The following is a 15105-nucleotide window of genomic DNA, read 5'->3' as shown; positions in this document are numbered from 1 at the left end:
GTCGTCCTGATCCCCTTGACGATGCGATGCGCGTCAAGCGATGCTTGACGTATGAACCCACCTGCCGGCCTGGTCGGGCGAGTCGTCCGCGTCGCCGCGACCGCCTCACCGGCCGACGGCGTCACCCTCGTCCAGGAGCATCGCGCGTGGGAGGCCGCCGACCTCGTCGCCCGGGTCGGCTACGACGCGGCTCTGAGGATGGTGGGACTGTGGCTCCTCCCCGCCGATCAGGCCCTCACGGATGAGCCCGCCTCATGAACTCCCGCGCCGTGGCGGTTTTCCTCGCCGTCGCCTTCGGGCTGGCCTACCTGATCGACGCCGTGGTCGCCGCCACCGACAGTCTCGGCACGGCGCTCGGCCTGGGTCTGATCCTGGTCCGAATGCTCACCCCGCTGGTGGCCACGGTCGTGGTCTGCCGCTGGGTGACCCATGAGCGATGGCCGGTCGTCGTCGGCCTGGGCCGGGCGAGCCTCACCGACGGCCGGTGGCGCCGGGTCCTCGCATACTCGCTCCTCGGGATCGTCCTCGTCGCCGCGACGACCTTTCTCGCGACCGGGGCCGCCATCCTCGGAGGCTGGCTGATCCCGGACTGGGCGATGAGCGCCACCCTGCAGAAGTCCCTGGACGCGGGGGCCGGGACCCTTCCCCCGGCGCCCGTCCTCGCCGCGCTTTTCCTCGTGCAGGCGACGCTGTTCGGAGCCACGATCAACGCACTGTTCGCCCTCGGCGAGGAAGTCGGCTGGCGCGGCTGGCTGCACACCGCGCTGGAGCCGCTCGGCCCCGTGCCCACGGTCGGCCTCACGGGGCTCGTGTGGGGCCTGTGGCACGCCCCGCTCATCATGATGGGCTACAACTACGACGACCAGCTGAACCCGGTGCTCGCGGTCGGCGCCTTCACCCTCTTCTGCATGGTGTTCGGCGCGGTACTGACCTGGCTGCGGACCGTGTCGGCCAGCGTCATCCCGGCCGCCGTCGCGCACGGGGTGTTCAACGCCTTCTCCACCCTTCCTGCCGTGCTCGTCGCGTCCGGGGACACGTGGGACCGGGTGATGGCCGGGCCGGTCGGTCTGCCCACGGCGGTGATCTTCGCCGCGGTGGCCGCACTGCTGTGGGCGGTCGGTGGTGCCCGCGTCGGCACGCGGGCCCTCAGCCGTTGAGGATCTCCCCCGGCACCCCGGCCGGCGTCCGTCCGCCGTGCTCGCGGGCGTAGTCGGCGGCGTAGGCGCGGACCGCGGTCGGCAACGTCTCGTAGATGTAGTCCATGCCGATGCGGTCGACGAAGCCGCTCGGCTCCAGCTGGCGGATGGCCTCCTGCTTGACGCGCGCCATGGTGAAGCGGACGCCGCGCTCCTCCAGATGCACTCGCAGCTCCTCGAGCGCGTCGACCGCGGTGAGGTCGAACTCCGTGTTCGCCTCCGCATTGAGCAGGAACCAGCGGACGTGGTCGTCACTGGCGTCGACCGACTCCACCGCGCGTTCGAGGAAGTCGTCGGCGTTGGCGAAGAACAGCGGCGAATCGTAGCGGAAGACGACCAACCCCTCGACGGAGTTCGACTCGGGGTAGTCGTCCATGTCGTGCATGCCCGGCACACCCGGGGCGTAGCCCAGGACCGCGGCGTGCGGTCGGGTGATGCGGCGCAGCAGGTCGACGATGGACAGCCCGACGGCGATGCCGATGCCGATGAGCACGTCGAAGGCGACGACCGAGAAGGCGGTGACGAAGGTGATGACCAGTTCACTGCGGCGAAAGCGGGCGATTCGGCGGATTTCCGCGACGTCGATGAGCTGGGTGGCGGCGTAGATGACCAGCGCGCCCATCGCCGCGTCGGGGAAGGTCTCCAGGACCGGCCCGGCGAAAAGGAGGACCATGACCACCGCGGCGAGCATGACCAGGGAGTAGACCTGGGTCTTGGCCCCGGCAGCGTCGGCGAGCACGGTGCGCGAACCGCTGCAGGAGATCGGGAAACCCTGCACGAAACCGGTGGCGACGTTGGCCGCGCCCAGGGCCAACAGCTCCTGGTTGGCGTCGATCTTCTCCTCCCGGCTGCCCGACGCGAAGGCTCGACCGGTGAGGATCACGTCGGAGAACCCGACGATGGCGATGCCGAGGGCGTAGGGCAGCAGCGACCAGATTTCCACGTCATCCAGCCGCGGGACCCGTAACTCGGGCAGGCCGCGCGGCACCTCGCCGATGACGGCGACGCCGCGGTCCCCCAGGTCGAGGACGGCGACCACGACCGCCGCCGCCAACAGGACCATTAGTGGCGCCGGCCACCGTGGGAAGCGCCATTTAGCCAGGTAGAGCAGGACGAGCGTGACCGTCGCCACCGCCACCGTAGGCAGGTGGGCCGTACCGAGCCGGGTGACGAAGGAGCCGAGCTGCGCCCACGTCGAGTCGCCTGCCACGTCGATCTGGGTGACGCTGTCGAGCTGGCTGACGATCATCAGCACCGCAATGCCGAGGAGGTAGCCGATCAGGACCGGCCGCGAGAGCAGCGAGGTGAGGAAGCCGAGCCGGGCGAGGGCGGAGATCAGGCTGACCGCGCCGACGGCGATGGCCATCAGCGCGGCGACCTCGGCGTAGTGCTCGGGGCCGCCGGCCGCACCCACGAGCGCCCCGACGCCGGCGGCGGTCATCAGCGCGGTGGTCGACTCGGGGCCGACAGACAGCTTGCGCGAGGTGCCGAGCAGGAAGTAGATGAGGATCGGCAGCAGCATCGCCCACAGGCCGGCGACCGGGGGCAGGCCCGCGATCACGGCGTAGGCCATCACCTGCGGGACGAGGTAGGCGGACACGGTCACACCCGCGAGGACGTCGCCCCGCAGCCAGCGTTTCTCATAGCTGCGCAGTGTGGCGACGCCCGGAAAATACCGCTCCCAGCGCGGTTTCTCGCCGTTCATGAGGTCAACGCTACCGCTGATTGCATTGATTGTGCCGGACGCGTTTTCCCATCAATTAATCATTCCTCTGGCATGCGCCGGTAACCCCCGTGCGGTATGCATGACACATGAACGCGCAGTCAGTCACCGCCGTCACCGGTGCGACAGGTTTTCTGGGCTCCCGTATCGCCCGTGCACTCGCCGAAGCCGGCCGCCCGCAGGCCCTCATCGTCCGTGACGCCTCCCGCGCCCCCCGGTTGTCCGGCGCGAGTGTCCGGCAGGCCGAGTACGGTGACTCGCTGGCCGCGCGGGCCGCGCTGGAGGGGGTCGGGACCCTGTTCATGGTCTCCGGCGGGGAGGATCCGCGCCGTCAGCAGAACCAGCTAGCCTTCATCCGCGCCGCCGCCCGGGCGGGCGTCGAGCACGTGGTCTACCTGTCCTTCCTCACGACCACCCCCGACTCCCGTTTCACCTACGCCCGGGTGCACCACGCCACGGAGGCGGCCATCGTCGACTCGGGGATGGCGCACACCTTCCTGCGCCCCAACATCTACATGGACATCGTCCCCTACTGGATCAACAGCGCGGGCGTGCTCGCCGCGCCCGCCGGCAACGGCCGGGTCAGCCTCATCAGCCGACGGGACATCTGCGAGGTGGCCTCGCACATCATGCTGGACCCGGGGCCCTGGCGGGGCCGCTCCGTCCACCTGACCGGGCCGCAATCGCTGTCCTTCCACGACATCGTCGTCACCGTCTCGGAGGCGACGGGCCGACCCGCCCGCTACGTGCCCCAGACCGAGGAGGAGGCCTACGAGGCGCGCCGGGCCTTCGCCATGGACGAACTCGAACTCGAAGCCTCGGTGAGCACCTTCACCGCCATTGCGGCCGGCGAGTTCGGGCAGGTCTACCCCGACGTCGAGGAGATCACCGGGCACCGGGCGACCTCCCTCCGGGAGTTCCTCACCCGCTGAGCACCTCATCCCGGATGCTCCCACGCCGCCACCCTTGAGCGGTGCGGGCGGGGAAGAGGCGGGCCGCCGAGCGCTTCCCCGTCGACTGCCGGGCATCCCCGCCCTCCCCCGGGCGCTCAGACAGGTCTTTACCCGTTGTCAGCGGGCTCTTCCCGCGTACCCTCGCAGACATGGAGATCTTCACCGTCGGACATTCCAACCTGGCACTCGACGACTTCATCGGCATGCTCGCCGCCGCCGGAGTCACAGCCCTCGTCGACGTGCGCAAGCTCCCCGGCTCCCGGAAGTACCCGCACTTCAACGACGACTCCCTCGCCGCCGCACTCCCCGACGCCGGCATTTCCTACCGCCGATCCGAGGGCCTGACCGGTCGCCGCCCGGTGTCGACGACCGTGCCCTTCGAGGTCAACGGGAACTGGCGCAACCGCAGCTTCCACAACTACGCGGACCACGCGCTCGGCGGGGAGTTCGCCGCCGCCATTGCCCAGCTGCGCGAAGACGCCGCCGCGCAGCCCACCACGGTGATGTGTTCCGAGGCCGTGTGGTGGCGCTGTCACCGACGTATTATCGCCGACCACCTCCTGGCCGCCGGTGACCACGTTCGGCACATCATGGGCCCGGGCACGCTCAGCGACGCCACCCTGACCGAGGGCGCCGTCATCGGCGAGGACCGGCTCGTCCGATACCCGCAGCAATCCGCGTAGGGCGCTATCCTCTTCGGCATGAGCATCACTGAGACCGATCGCCCCTTCCTCATCCGCGCAGTGGAACTTGCCCGCCAGGGTCTCGAGGCGGGTGACGAACCCTTCGGTTCCGTCCTGGTCAGCCCGGCCGGGGAGGTTCTTTTCGAGGACCACAACCACGTCGGCGGGGGCGACGCCCTGCGTCACCCGGAATACGCCATCGCCGAATGGGCCATCGAAAACATTCCCGCCGATCAGCGCGGCGCCCACACCGTCTACACCTCCGGCGAGCACTGCCCGATGTGCGCCGCGGCGCACGGCTGGGCCGGGCTCGGACGCATCGTCTACGCCTCCTCCTCCATTGAGCTCGCCCGTTGGCGCGCGGAGTTCAACCTGCGCCCCGGCCCCGTGGCGTCGCTGCCCATCCCCCTGGTGATCCCCAACGTCCAGGTCGACGGCCCCGACCCGGAACTCTCCGGCGAGGTACGCGAACTCCACCGCCGTTTCCACGGCGCACAGTAGCCGCTACGCCCGGCCACCCTCCTCAACGAGGACCTCCCGCGACCGGGCGCGGACCCGTCGCCAGACGAGCCCGGCCACCCCGGCGAAGGCGAGCACCCCGATCATGACGCGCCAGTCCCCCGCCAGTGCTCGGATCACGGCAGTCCACGCCGCGAAGCCGATCGTGCCGTAGATCGTCGCCCAGGCCATCGCCCCCGGAATCTGGGCCAGCGAGAAATGCGGCCAAGGCGTCGTGATCAGGCCGGAGGCGAAGATGATGGCGGACTGCATTCCGACGGTGAGGTAGGCCAGCGGGATGGCGAACAGGCCGGCCTGCCGGAGGACCCGGTGCCCCGGGCCCGCCTCGATCCCGGCCAGGCGCACACGTGTGCGTCGCCACCATCCGGGCCCCCGATCCGTGCGCATAGCGCCCGACATCGTCGCCCGCCCTAGCCAGTAGGTGGCCTGCCCGCGGAGGGTGGCGCCGAGGTAGAGGAACAGCCAGACCGCCCAGAACGGGTATCCGGCCAGGAACTCCTCCATGGACGCCCACCGCCTTCCGTGCCGTTCAGGAACACCTTATCCAGCCCCGTCCCCGCGAGGTTAGGAATGTGATCAATTCCCGTCAACCGACCCTCCGACGGCGGAGCGGCCCAGCCCTCGGCGCCGTCACCGGCCGGCGGGCTCAACTCTCCAGGACCGAGGCCGGCACCCCCTCGGGCAGGTGACCGTGGACCTCCCGGTAGCGCCGCGCGTACTCCCGCACCGCCGCCGGCAGCGTCGGGAAAATATTCTCCTCGCCGACCCGGTCGACGAAGCCCGCCGGGCTGAGCTGGCGCAGCGACGCCTGCTTGACCCGGGCCATCGCGAAACGGATACCCCGTTCCTCGAGCCTGGCCCGCAGCTCCTCGGCGGCGTCCACCGCCGTCAGGTCAAAGTCCGTGTTGGCCTCGGAGTTGAGCAGGAACCATTCCACCGGTTGATCGCTGTCCTCGACCGCCTCGAGCGCCCGGCTGACGAAGCTGTCGGCGTTGGCGAAGAACACGGGCGAATCGAAACGGAAGACGACCAGCCCCTGGACCAGGGTGGCGTCGGGATAGTCGTCCAGGCTGTGCATGCCGGGGATATCGTCCACATAGCCCAGGACCCCGGCATTCGGGCGGGTGATCCGGCGCAGGAGATCAAGAATCGACAGCGCCACCGCGACGCCGATTCCCGGCAGCACCCCGAGGGCGGCCACCGCCACGGCCGTGGCCGAGGTGATGAGGATCTCGCTGCGCCGATACCGGGCAATGCGGAGGATTTCCGCGACGTCGATGAGCTGGGTGGCGGCGTAGATCACCAGCGCGCTGAGGGCGGCCATGGGCAGGAACTCCAGGACGGGCCCGGCGAACAGAAGCACGAGCACCACCAGGACGATGACGACCAGGGAATGCACCTGGGTCCGGGAGCCGGCGGCGTCCGCGATGACCGTGCGCGATCGGCTGCTGGAGACGGGAAAGCCCTGGAGGAAGCCGTTGGCCACGTTGGCGGCACCAAGGGCCAGCAGCTCCTGGTTGGCGTCGATGACCTCTCCGGATCGGCCGGTGGCGAAGGCCCGGCCGGCGAGGATGTTGCCGGAGAATCCCACGATCGCGATGCCCACGGCGTAGGGCAGCAGCCCCCAGACGTCCAGATCCCCCAGCCGCGGCAACCGCGGCTCGGGCAGCCCCCGCGGGACGTCGCCGATCATCTCCAGGCCGAGACGCTCGAGCCCCAGGAAAGCCACCGCCGCCCCGGCCACCAGCAGCGCGACCAGTGAACCCGGGGCCTTGGGGGCCAGCCACTTCATGAGCAGGAGCAGGCCCAGCACGGTCCCGGAGAGAAGCAGCGAGGGCACGTGGACCCGGTCGATCTGATCGACGAAGGAGCGCAGCTGGCCCCAGGTACCCTCCCCCTCGACCTCCAGCCGCGTGGCGGGGCCGAGCTGGCTGACGATCATGAGGACGGCGATGCCGATGAGATAGCCGATGAGCACCGGCCGTGACAGCAGCGAGGAGAGGAACCCCAGCCGGGCGAAGAACCCGAGCACGCACACGATCCCCACGGCGATCGCCATCAGGGCGGCCACCTCGGCGTAGCGTTCGGGGCCGCCGGCCGCCCCGACCAGCGCGCCGACGCCGGCAGCGCTCATCAACGAGGTCGCCGATTCCGGGCCTACGGAAAGTTTCCACGAGCTGCCCAGGACGAAGTAGATCAGCATCGGTGCCAGCGCGGCCCACAGCCCCACCACCGCCGGCAGTCCGGCGATCACGGCGTAGGACATGGCCTGCGGGATGAGATAGGCGGTGAGCGTCACCCCGGCGATGACGTCACCGCGAATCCACCCGCGCCGGTAACGGCGGAGCACGCCGATGCCCGGGAGGTGGCGCTCCCAGGCTGGCCGGTGGTCAGTCACGGTCGGTCTCGTGGCGGTGGTCGGCGGCTAGTATCGGAACAGGGCGGCGACGAGCTCGCCGTCGGGCAGCTCCTCGACGACGTCGATGCCGCCCCGGTTGATCAGGGTGTTGGCGATGGCCGCGTCAAGATCCGCGGAGCGGGCCTGATCGTCGAGCGCCCGGCGCGCCAGCACCAGCGTCTTGACCCGGCCGACCCTGGCGTTCTCGCTGATCGCCGCCGGGTCGGTGGTGGCGAAACCGGTGCCGAGGGATTCGGCGACCTTGTCGACGAGCTTGTCGTGGCGTGCGCCGGACTCGGCCTTGGCGATTGGCCAGGCCGCCTCGTGGAGCTTGGCGTCACTGAGCTTGTCCGGGTTGCCGGTGACCATATCCTCCAGCATCGTCACGGCGCTGAGGTGATGGCGAATCGAGCTCTGGTACTCCTCCACCGACGCCAGGATGACCGGGCGGCCGTCACCGGAGAAGCGCTTTTCCACCGCCTTGCCCACGGCCTGCAGAAAGCCGTTGACAACGACGTCGTCGCGCTGCCCGGTGCTGTAGCCGCCGGACAGGTCGCTCCGCTGCAGCGAAGGCTCCCGGGTCGACACGCCCTCGACGTCCTCGGAGGACTCCGGGATGTCGCCGAGCGGGAGCTCGGTGATCGTGGCCCGGTCGGCCGCGAACAGGCGCACCCGGTCACGGCTCACGGCCAGGATGATGAATTCCAGGTCGTCGGTGACCAGGGAGAGGAAGGGGCGCAGGTTGGGGTGGTCGCCGACGGTGACCTGGGGCGTGAAATCGCACGGCAGGCGGTAGCGGCGGGAGTCGTTGCCGTAGGCGAAGAGTGCGAGGCCGTCGCACTGGGTCTGCCAGAAACGGTCGGAGGACACGCGTGACTCGATCGACTCCAGCAGGGAGTCGGCGTCGGTGTCGGGGTAGCGTTCGGCGAGCTGGCGGCGGGCGTCGTCAAGCAGGGGGCGCAGCCGCTGGGAGTCGGAGCGGGTCTCGGCGCCACCCCGGTGGGTGGGCAGGGTCACCGAGACCGTCGGCCCCGGCTGCAGGGCCAGGTGGCGGAGATCCTCGCGCCGGACGGGATCCGAATGTTTGATGATGTTCTTGGTAGCCATGAACCCACTCTACGGAAGATTTATGTGTTGTGGGACACCAATTTAACCGCCGGGCGATTTATCTCACTTTCGCTGGATTTGCCGAACTGGACCCCTTTTCACCGCAGTCGGGACGGTGCCCCTGCCTTCGACGCACCCGCATGCCGACGCGACGCGGAGTCACCCCCCAATACCGCCCTCAAACTGATAACGTCCCCAACGTTTGTTGTGCCGGGCCTGTCACGGGCCGGTCCCCACCCTGCCCAGTTCCGGAAAGGCTCCTTCGTGACCACGTCCACCCGTCGGCTGACCGCCGTCGCCGTCGCTCTCACCCTGCTCGCCGCCACCACGGCGGGCGCCTCGGCCCAGTCCTCCTCGTCTGGATCGTCGATGTCCTCCATGTCCTCGGGTTCCTCCGGCGGCTCCCGGGACACCCCGGCGGAAACGGACGTCCCGTGGGCGGAGTCGGTGACCGAGGGCCTGCAGGTCAGGCTCATCGGTGACGTGCTCGGCCCAGGACTCTCCGACCACGTCGGTTTCCTCTCCGGCGACCTGGGAATCATGGCCTCCGTCGGCCCCGGCGAGGAGTTCCTCATGATCTTCGGCGACTCCTTTCGCGGCAAGAACCTCACCGGTGAGTGGCTCAGCCCGGTCGGCGTCGTCGCCCGCCTCGACGATGACGGCCGCATCGAGATCCTGCGCCCGCTCAACGACGACGAGATCGTGGAGCAGCTCATCAACTACCGCCACAATGACCGGGGTCTGACGCTGCTGCCCTCGGACATCATCAACCTGGGCGGCACCCTCTACATGCAGGGCATGTGGAACGAGGGCGTCGGCAACGTCCTGCGCACGGAGATCTGGAAGTCCACGGATCAGGGCGCCACCTGGAGGAGCACCAACGACGTCAAGTCCGCCAGCTACCTGCAGGGCATGGGCCAGCTCATCACCTGGGAGCTGGGTCCGGACGGCTACGTCTACATCATGAGCACCTCCTTCCAGCGCGACGATCCCGTCTTCCTGGCCCGAGCGCTGCCCACCTCCCTCGGCGACCGCGACACCTGGCAGTACTACACCGTCGAATCCGACACCTGGAGCTCGAAGGCCACCCCGATCCTCGACACCGCCATGGAGGCCGGTGAAATGTCGCTGCGCTACATCGACGGCCACTGGGTGCTGGCGATGTTCAACGAGGCGACCATGGCCATCGAGGTGCGCATCTCCAAGGAGATCGCCCGCGACTGGGACCAGATCACACCTGCCAACGTGGTCGTCTCCGGCTTCGGCGGCTGGGGTGAACAGCAGTCGCCGGAGAACTTCACGCAGCTCTACGGCGGCTACATCGTGCCGGGCTCGACCATCGACAACCTGGACCTGGTCGTCTCCCAGTGGAACACCACCGACAACAGCCGCTACATGTCGACCCAATTCAACGTGAAGGGACTCGACACCTTCTTCGGCATCGACACCGCCGCGCCGGGGGCGTTCACCCCGATGACCGCCGAACCGGGCCTCGGCGACCAGTCCGTCATCGAAACCAGCGAAACAACCGTCGACCCGGGGGTCGAGGAGCGCCTGACCGAGGAACTGCTCATGGAGGACGTCACCGCGCTCACCGTGATTCCGCTGGGCGACGCGCTCTAGGTGTACTGATCGGGGAGGTTGGTTAACCGTGTGATCGGTGGCTTGCCTCCCACCGCGGAATGGGCTCGGTGATGATTGTAGTGGTGGATCCAGCCCGGTAGGGCAGCTCGACGGGCAGCCTCCGAGTCATAACAAGTCGCGTAGGCCCACCCGTCCGCCAACGTCCGATGGAAGCGCTCGATCTTGCCGTTGGTCTGCGGCCGGTACGGCCGGGTCCGTTTCGGTGCCACTCCAAGATCAGCGCAGGTCCGTGCCCACAGATGTGATCGATAGGCCGACCCGTTGTCGCTGAGCACCCGGCTGACCGTCACCCCACGCCATCCAAACCAGGCCACCGCACGTTCCAGCACCCCCACCGCGGTCAGGGCCGTCTCATCGCCATGGATCTCCGCGTAGGCCACCCGGGAGTGATCATCGATGACGGTGTGGACGAAGCAGTGCCCCAGCTTCGGGTTGTGGTGCTGATTTCGGGGTTTACCCGGTGTGGCGGCCCGGTTCTTCTTGCCTTGGGCGCGCCCGACGAAGCGCCAGCCCCCGCCGTCGGGGATCTGGCCGAACTTGGTGACGTCGACGTGGATGAGATCGCCGGGGTGGGGGTACTCGTAGCGGCGGACGGGTTCACCGCTGTCGCGGTCCAGGCAGGACAGCCGGTTGAGGCGCCCGGCTGCCAGGATGCGGTGCACCGTTGAGGAGGAGACACCGCACATCAGCGACAGTTGGACCGGTCCGATCCGTTTGCGCAGGCGCAGCGACACGATGCGTTTGGCCACGGCCTTCGGGGTTGTGGTGGGGCTGGTGGCCGGGCGGGAGGAGCGGTCCTGCATGGACTGGCCGCCCCGGTAGCGCTCGGCCCAGCGTTTGACGGTCGGCCAGGAGCACTGGAACCTCGCGGCGACTTCGGCGATGGGCCAGCCGTCGTCGACGACGAGTTGGGCGACCTTGAGACGGTGTTTCGGGGTCAGTGCTGCGTTAGGGTGGACCACAGGAGACCTTTCGTGTGGGTGGTTTGGATTAAGGCACTTTCCATTCCACACGAGAGGTCTTCGCTACGTCAGTAGTTCACACTGATTCGACCAACCTGTCCGATCAGTACATCTAGACCGCCGAAGCGGGCCTAACCGGCAAACTCGGCCAACGCCTCGAGTCCGCCGTTACGGTACGCCTCCGCCTCCCGTTCCTCGCCCGGAACGACGCGCTCGCACCAATCCCGGTGCAGGCGGGCGGCCTCGGCGGAGACGTCCGCTGCCCCGCTGCGCACCAGCTCGCCCAGCGCGGCCGTCTTACCCTCCCAGAACTTCCCCGCCGGGAAGGACTGCCCCGACTTCGACATCGTGCAGGCGCTGCTGTTGCCCATCAGCTGCCCGTGCGCCCTCGCCGCCGACATTCGCGCCGCGCGGACCTCATCCATCGTGGCCATCGTGTTCTCTCCTCGATCCGGGCGGGTGGGTTCCCGCCGCTACCGCCCAGGGTATCCGCCCTCAGGACCGCTCCCCCTGACGTTCGTCGGGTTGTCCTGCCCCTGGCCGGCCAGTGCGACGAGGGAGAAAAGCGTGCGGGCCACCAGGAGGGCAAATATGGCCCACGGCAGCAAGGACGTCAGCGCAAAGACCAGCCCCACCGTGCCGAAGTTGGAGGGCACCGCCATGAGGATGGCCGCGATCATGGCCGCCGCACCGGTCGTCCGGCTGAACACCGGACTACGGTGCACCAGCACCGCGAAGATCACCAGTGCCAGGAAGTTGAGGAGGTAGTACACGTCAAAGGCCGTGCCATTCCAGGTGCTGAGCATTCCCTCCCCGACGGCCTCGAGAACGGCACGTTCACCGGGATCGGCCACCGCATGGAGCTCGGCGAGCCGGAGCATGTCGACGGGCCGGGGCGACGCGAAGTAGGCGGCCATCCCCAGGGTTCCGAAGGCGATGGCCACAACCACCGCCGAGCGGCTGACCCTCCACAGCACCACCGCCAACGCCAGGTACAGCAGGTACGTCAACGTGTTACTCACCGGGTACAGGACGTCGAGCGCCACCAGGCCCTGCAGAGGCTGCCGCTGGAGAAGCTCGTAGAACCCGGCCACCCCCTGCGGCGGTGGCCACACCACGAAGGCCGCGATCTGGAGGACGATCAGCACGACGCTGGCGATCGCCGCCCAGGCCCCGGTCCGGACGAGGCCGGCCCACGTCCTGATGTCTCGTGTCAATGCGCCGGGGATTGCGTCGGTCATGCCTGAAGCCTTCCGCTGAGCCTGCCGGGTACTCATGTGCCGCAGGCTGGTCCGGCCTCCAGTCTAGGCGCGGGCGCATCCCCCGTGCACCGTCCACTTGGACCCCGGGCGGCGGGCCCCACGCAGTTGCCCGGAACCCGTGCGATTCCTGCGAGTCGGGGATAATCTCCTCGGTACTGGCCGAGCACGGGGCACCCGCCACCGCGGGGGACACGCCGGAACCAGCCAGGACAGCGAAGGACACCCATGCAGATCGCACCCCACCTCTACCGCCTCGGCAACGACATAATCGCCTCCTACCTCATCTCCCTGCCGGAGGGCGTCACGCTCATCGACGCCGGACTCCCCGGACACTGGGGCGATCTGGTCGCTCAACTCGACGCCCTCGACCGTCCCGTCACCGATGTACGGGGGCTCATCCTCACCCACGGCCACTATGACCACATCGGGTTCGCCGAGCGCCTCCGCCAGGAAGCCGCCGTCCCGGTCTACGTCCACTCCGAGGACAGCCAGCTGGCCAGAACGGGAAGGCAACCAGGAGAGTCGGGAGTCTCTCCCGGCCCGTTCCGGCTGGGGCCGCTGCTGCAGTTCTACGCCTACGGTCTCCGCAAGAACGGAATGAGACCACGCTATCTGGGGGAGGTCGTGGAGATTTCGAGCGGTGCGGTTCTCGACCTGCCGGGAGAACCGAGAATCATCGGACTGCCCGGGCACTCCCCCGGCAGCGTCGCCCTGCATGTCCCCGCCCTCGACGCGGTGTTCGTCGGCGACGCCCTGACCACCAGACACGTACTGACGGGACGGACAGCCCCTCAACCCTCACCCTTCACCGCTGAGCCGGAACAGGCCGACGCGTCGTTGTCGTTGCTCGCTGATATTCCGGCGTCCTGGGTTCTGCCTGGTCACGGCGCACCCTGGCGTGGCTCCCCGGCCGATCTCGTGGACAAGGTGAGGGCCTTTCCGGGGTGAACCCGCCGAAGTGAGGTCCCTGTCCACGAACTGGCCGAGACCTCCGCCGGTAATCAGGGGGTCCTCACCGCCGACCCCGTTCCTCAGCGTCGGGAAAAATGCTGCGGGTTTCCGAGCGACGGTAGTTTGTCGGCAGATAATCGCCCACGTAGAGCTTCGGCAGAACCTTCGCGATCGCCAACGCGGCGTAAATGGCTGTGTTGATCGCGACAAACGCAGCCAGGGCCGCGAACCACTCGGTCGCCAGTACCGATTCCGGAATCATCGACCGTCCCCCTGACGTCCCACGGAACTTCCCGCATTCTCGTCATCACTGGGCACGGCGTCTGATCGGCTCCACGTCGCAGTCCTGCCGAGCAGGATGTCTCCGACGCCCTTGAGAAACACCACGTTGAGAAAGGCGGCGTAGATCAGCTCCGGAATCAACAGCGCTGCCACCGCTTTTCCGAATGGCGTGGATTGCCACACCGTGACCACCCGCTCAGCCAGGAACACCAGCCCCACCCCAATCCAGAACGGGTACCAGATCCACTCGTCAAGGGCGAGCACGGAGATGACGATGAGGACGACGTACGCCCCCAGCGCGATGACTCCGTATCCGATTCCCAATTGCTGGAACCAGTAGCGGGTGGTCTGCGGCGTGACGCCATAAGCTCCGAGGTTCTCCAATGCGCCTCGCTGCCAGCGCAGACGCTGATGCCACAGCTCTTTCCAGGTGGGCATGACTTCCGTGACCACGGTGCACTCCCTCGGTGAGACCATGAGACCGCCGAGGGATTTCAATGCGAGGGTGAGCTCGTTGTCCTCGGTCAGGGCCGCGGTGTCGTACACATCCCCCGGACGCCCCGGAATGCGGATCCCTCGTGCCTCAGCGACGGCTTTCAGGCCGCGGGGACGAAACGCCGAGGCTGTGCCCGTGAGAACGAAGACCCTTCCCCGGCGACGCTCAATGTCACGGCTGTAGCGGGTGTACTCGTTGCGCTGGTACTGGCCGAGCCACCCCGCGCCCGTCTCACCGTAGAACAACCCGCCGACCGCCATCAGTGCTCGGTCGTCCGTGAAACGTCGGCGGGCTTCCGTGAGATAGCCCTGATCGAGCACCGTGTCCGCGTCGACGATCATGACGATGTCGTTCTCCCCCTGCTCGGGAAGCAGCTTCCGCAGGGCCTGATTGAGACCGCCGGCCTTTTTGTGTCGGTTGTTCCGGGTCTCGTAGACCTCCACCCCGGCGGCCCGGGCAAGTTCCGGGGTCCGATCCGTGCAGTTGTCGGCGACCACGATTATCCGTTCCGGCGCGTCATCCTGGCCCTGGAGAGACTCAATGGTGGCGACGATACGCTCCTCCTCGTTGTGGGCGGGTACGAGAACGGTGACGGTCACCGGCCCGTGAAAAACCCCCCGGGTCGCCGCCATGACGATCTTCGGGGCCAGCGGCAGTTCCTCGGCGTCGACGGACCGGCGGTACCGGTCGGAGACGGTGCGCTCCACCGTGGCGGCGACGGCGACGAAAAACAGGGCCACGATCACCGCGGCGACGAGCACACTCAGCGGGGGCATATACGTGTCATAGAGGATTCGCCAGGCGTCGAAAAGCCAGGCCTCCCGCGCTCCCGGTGACCGGGGATCCGCGAGGGTGACGGCCAGCCACAGCACCAGGCCGGCCATGCCCGCCAATCCGATGACGCCCACGCCGATGGCGCGGCTCACCGA

Annotated in this window: 16 protein-coding genes; 7 read left to right on the top strand and 9 right to left on the bottom strand. The window is 68.3% G+C overall.

Annotated features, from left to right (window positions below; translation table 11 throughout):
* Nucleotides 1-51: 51 nt before the first annotated feature.
* Together CGUA_RS04795 and CGUA_RS04790 are read left to right on the top strand one after the other, a co-directional pair.
* Nucleotides 52-258: a hypothetical protein gene (locus tag CGUA_RS04795; protein ID WP_290197951.1), complete on the top strand. Its 207-nt coding sequence runs from the start codon at nucleotides 52-54 to the stop codon at nucleotides 256-258.
* Complete coding sequence (locus CGUA_RS04790; RefSeq protein WP_290197950.1) at nucleotides 255-1157, top strand: CPBP family intramembrane glutamic endopeptidase; 903 nt, start codon at nucleotides 255-257, stop codon at nucleotides 1155-1157. Before CGUA_RS04795 ends, CGUA_RS04790 begins: the two co-directional genes overlap by 4 nt.
* Here CGUA_RS04790 and CGUA_RS04785 read toward each other — a convergent pair.
* Complete coding sequence (locus tag CGUA_RS04785; RefSeq protein ID WP_290197949.1) at nucleotides 1147-2901, bottom strand: SulP family inorganic anion transporter; 1755 nt, start codon at nucleotides 2899-2901, stop codon at nucleotides 1147-1149. The genes CGUA_RS04790 and CGUA_RS04785 overlap by 11 nt on opposite strands.
* A 107-nt stretch (nucleotides 2902-3008) precedes the next feature.
* Between CGUA_RS04785 and CGUA_RS04780 the strand changes: the two genes are divergently transcribed.
* The 3 genes from CGUA_RS04780 to CGUA_RS04770 all read left to right on the top strand — a co-directional run bounded on the left by CGUA_RS04780 (nucleotide 3009) and on the right by CGUA_RS04770 (nucleotide 5056).
* Entirely contained in the window at nucleotides 3009-3851 is an 843-nt protein-coding gene (locus CGUA_RS04780; protein WP_290197948.1) for an SDR family oxidoreductase, read from the top strand.
* Between the two features lie 170 nt (nucleotides 3852-4021).
* The gene (locus tag CGUA_RS04775) at nucleotides 4022-4555 is read left to right on the top strand and encodes a DUF488 domain-containing protein (protein ID WP_290197947.1); all 534 of its coding nucleotides are present in this window, start codon (nucleotides 4022-4024) and stop codon (nucleotides 4553-4555) included.
* Nucleotides 4556-4573: 18 nt separating this feature from the next.
* Nucleotides 4574-5056, top strand: coding sequence for a nucleoside deaminase (locus CGUA_RS04770; RefSeq protein ID WP_290197946.1), 483 nt, complete (start codon nucleotides 4574-4576; stop codon nucleotides 5054-5056).
* 3 nt (nucleotides 5057-5059) lie between these two features.
* On the opposite strand, the gene CGUA_RS04765 is transcribed toward CGUA_RS04770, so the two are convergent.
* The 3 genes from CGUA_RS04765 to CGUA_RS04755 form a co-directional block, all read right to left on the bottom strand.
* Nucleotides 5060-5578 carry a DedA family protein gene (locus tag CGUA_RS04765; protein ID WP_290197945.1) on the bottom strand — a complete coding sequence of 173 codons (519 nt, stop codon included), beginning with the start codon at nucleotides 5576-5578 and terminating at the stop codon, nucleotides 5060-5062.
* A gap of 142 nt (nucleotides 5579-5720) precedes the next feature.
* Nucleotides 5721-7472 carry a SulP family inorganic anion transporter gene (locus CGUA_RS04760; RefSeq protein WP_290197944.1) on the bottom strand — a complete coding sequence of 584 codons (1752 nt, stop codon included), beginning with the start codon at nucleotides 7470-7472 and terminating at the stop codon, nucleotides 5721-5723.
* 27 nt (nucleotides 7473-7499) lie between these two features.
* On the bottom strand, nucleotides 7500-8579 hold the full coding sequence (locus CGUA_RS04755) for a baeRF3 domain-containing protein (protein WP_290197943.1): 1080 nt from the start codon (nucleotides 8577-8579) through the stop codon (nucleotides 7500-7502).
* Between the two features lie 264 nt (nucleotides 8580-8843).
* Between CGUA_RS04755 and CGUA_RS04750 the strand changes: the two genes are divergently transcribed.
* Nucleotides 8844-10202 (top strand): DUF4185 domain-containing protein, encoded by a 1359-nt coding sequence (locus tag CGUA_RS04750; protein WP_290197942.1) that lies wholly within the window; start codon nucleotides 8844-8846, stop codon nucleotides 10200-10202.
* On the opposite strand, the gene CGUA_RS04745 is transcribed toward CGUA_RS04750, so the two are convergent.
* From CGUA_RS04745 to CGUA_RS04735, 3 genes are all read right to left on the bottom strand, one after another.
* Entirely contained in the window at nucleotides 10199-11185 is a 987-nt protein-coding gene (locus tag CGUA_RS04745) for an IS481 family transposase (RefSeq protein WP_290195192.1), read from the bottom strand. The genes CGUA_RS04750 and CGUA_RS04745 overlap by 4 nt on opposite strands.
* Before the next feature lie 131 nt (nucleotides 11186-11316).
* Nucleotides 11317-11619, bottom strand: coding sequence for a hypothetical protein (locus CGUA_RS04740; protein WP_290197941.1), 303 nt, complete (start codon nucleotides 11617-11619; stop codon nucleotides 11317-11319).
* A 39-nt stretch (nucleotides 11620-11658) separates the two neighbouring features.
* Nucleotides 11659-12426: a hypothetical protein gene (locus CGUA_RS04735; RefSeq protein ID WP_290197940.1), complete on the bottom strand. Its 768-nt coding sequence runs from the start codon at nucleotides 12424-12426 to the stop codon at nucleotides 11659-11661.
* A gap of 246 nt (nucleotides 12427-12672) precedes the next feature.
* Between CGUA_RS04735 and CGUA_RS04730 the strand changes: the two genes are divergently transcribed.
* A complete protein-coding gene (locus tag CGUA_RS04730) occupies nucleotides 12673-13395 on the top strand; it encodes an MBL fold metallo-hydrolase (RefSeq protein ID WP_290197939.1) in 723 nt (240 codons plus the stop codon).
* 64 nt (nucleotides 13396-13459) lie between these two features.
* Here the strand turns inward: CGUA_RS04730 and CGUA_RS04725 are convergent, their stop codons facing one another.
* Together CGUA_RS04725 and CGUA_RS04720 are read right to left on the bottom strand one after the other, a co-directional pair.
* The gene (locus CGUA_RS04725; RefSeq protein ID WP_290197938.1) at nucleotides 13460-13660 is read right to left on the bottom strand and encodes a hypothetical protein; all 201 of its coding nucleotides are present in this window, start codon (nucleotides 13658-13660) and stop codon (nucleotides 13460-13462) included.
* Nucleotides 13657-15102 (bottom strand): glycosyltransferase family 2 protein, encoded by a 1446-nt coding sequence (locus CGUA_RS04720; RefSeq protein ID WP_290197937.1) that lies wholly within the window; start codon nucleotides 15100-15102, stop codon nucleotides 13657-13659. The genes CGUA_RS04725 and CGUA_RS04720 overlap by 4 nt, the downstream gene beginning before the upstream one ends.
* Nucleotides 15103-15105 lie beyond the last annotated feature (3 nt).

Origin of the sequence: Corynebacterium guangdongense, from assembly GCF_030408915.1 — a bacterium.
In the GTDB taxonomy this organism is placed as follows: domain Bacteria; phylum Actinomycetota; class Actinomycetes; order Mycobacteriales; family Mycobacteriaceae; genus Corynebacterium; species Corynebacterium guangdongense.
The sequence above is the reverse complement of the archived record's forward strand: the minus strand, read 5'-3'. Positions and strand labels throughout refer to the sequence as shown.

Bases quoted from the DNA above. Each gene is read 5' to 3' on its own strand.
- CGUA_RS04795 (WP_290197951.1), top strand. From the start codon at position 52: ATGAACCCACCTGCCGGCCTGGTCGGGCGAGTCGTCCGCGTCGCCGCG.
- CGUA_RS04790 (WP_290197950.1), top strand. From the start codon at position 255: ATGAACTCCCGCGCCGTGGCGGTTTTCCTCGCCGTCGCCTTCGGGCTG.
- CGUA_RS04785 (WP_290197949.1), bottom strand. From the start codon at position 2,901: ATGAACGGCGAGAAACCGCGCTGGGAGCGGTATTTTCCGGGCGTCGCC.
- CGUA_RS04780 (WP_290197948.1), top strand. From the start codon at position 3,009: ATGAACGCGCAGTCAGTCACCGCCGTCACCGGTGCGACAGGTTTTCTG.
- CGUA_RS04775 (WP_290197947.1), top strand. From the start codon at position 4,022: ATGGAGATCTTCACCGTCGGACATTCCAACCTGGCACTCGACGACTTC.
- CGUA_RS04770 (WP_290197946.1), top strand. From the start codon at position 4,574: ATGAGCATCACTGAGACCGATCGCCCCTTCCTCATCCGCGCAGTGGAA.
- CGUA_RS04765 (WP_290197945.1), bottom strand. From the start codon at position 5,578: ATGGAGGAGTTCCTGGCCGGATACCCGTTCTGGGCGGTCTGGCTGTTC.
- CGUA_RS04755 (WP_290197943.1), bottom strand. From the start codon at position 8,579: ATGGCTACCAAGAACATCATCAAACATTCGGATCCCGTCCGGCGCGAG.
- CGUA_RS04740 (WP_290197941.1), bottom strand. From the start codon at position 11,619: ATGGCCACGATGGATGAGGTCCGCGCGGCGCGAATGTCGGCGGCGAGG.
- CGUA_RS04735 (WP_290197940.1), bottom strand. From the start codon at position 12,426: ATGACCGACGCAATCCCCGGCGCATTGACACGAGACATCAGGACGTGG.
- CGUA_RS04730 (WP_290197939.1), top strand. From the start codon at position 12,673: ATGCAGATCGCACCCCACCTCTACCGCCTCGGCAACGACATAATCGCC.
- CGUA_RS04725 (WP_290197938.1), bottom strand. From the start codon at position 13,660: ATGATTCCGGAATCGGTACTGGCGACCGAGTGGTTCGCGGCCCTGGCT.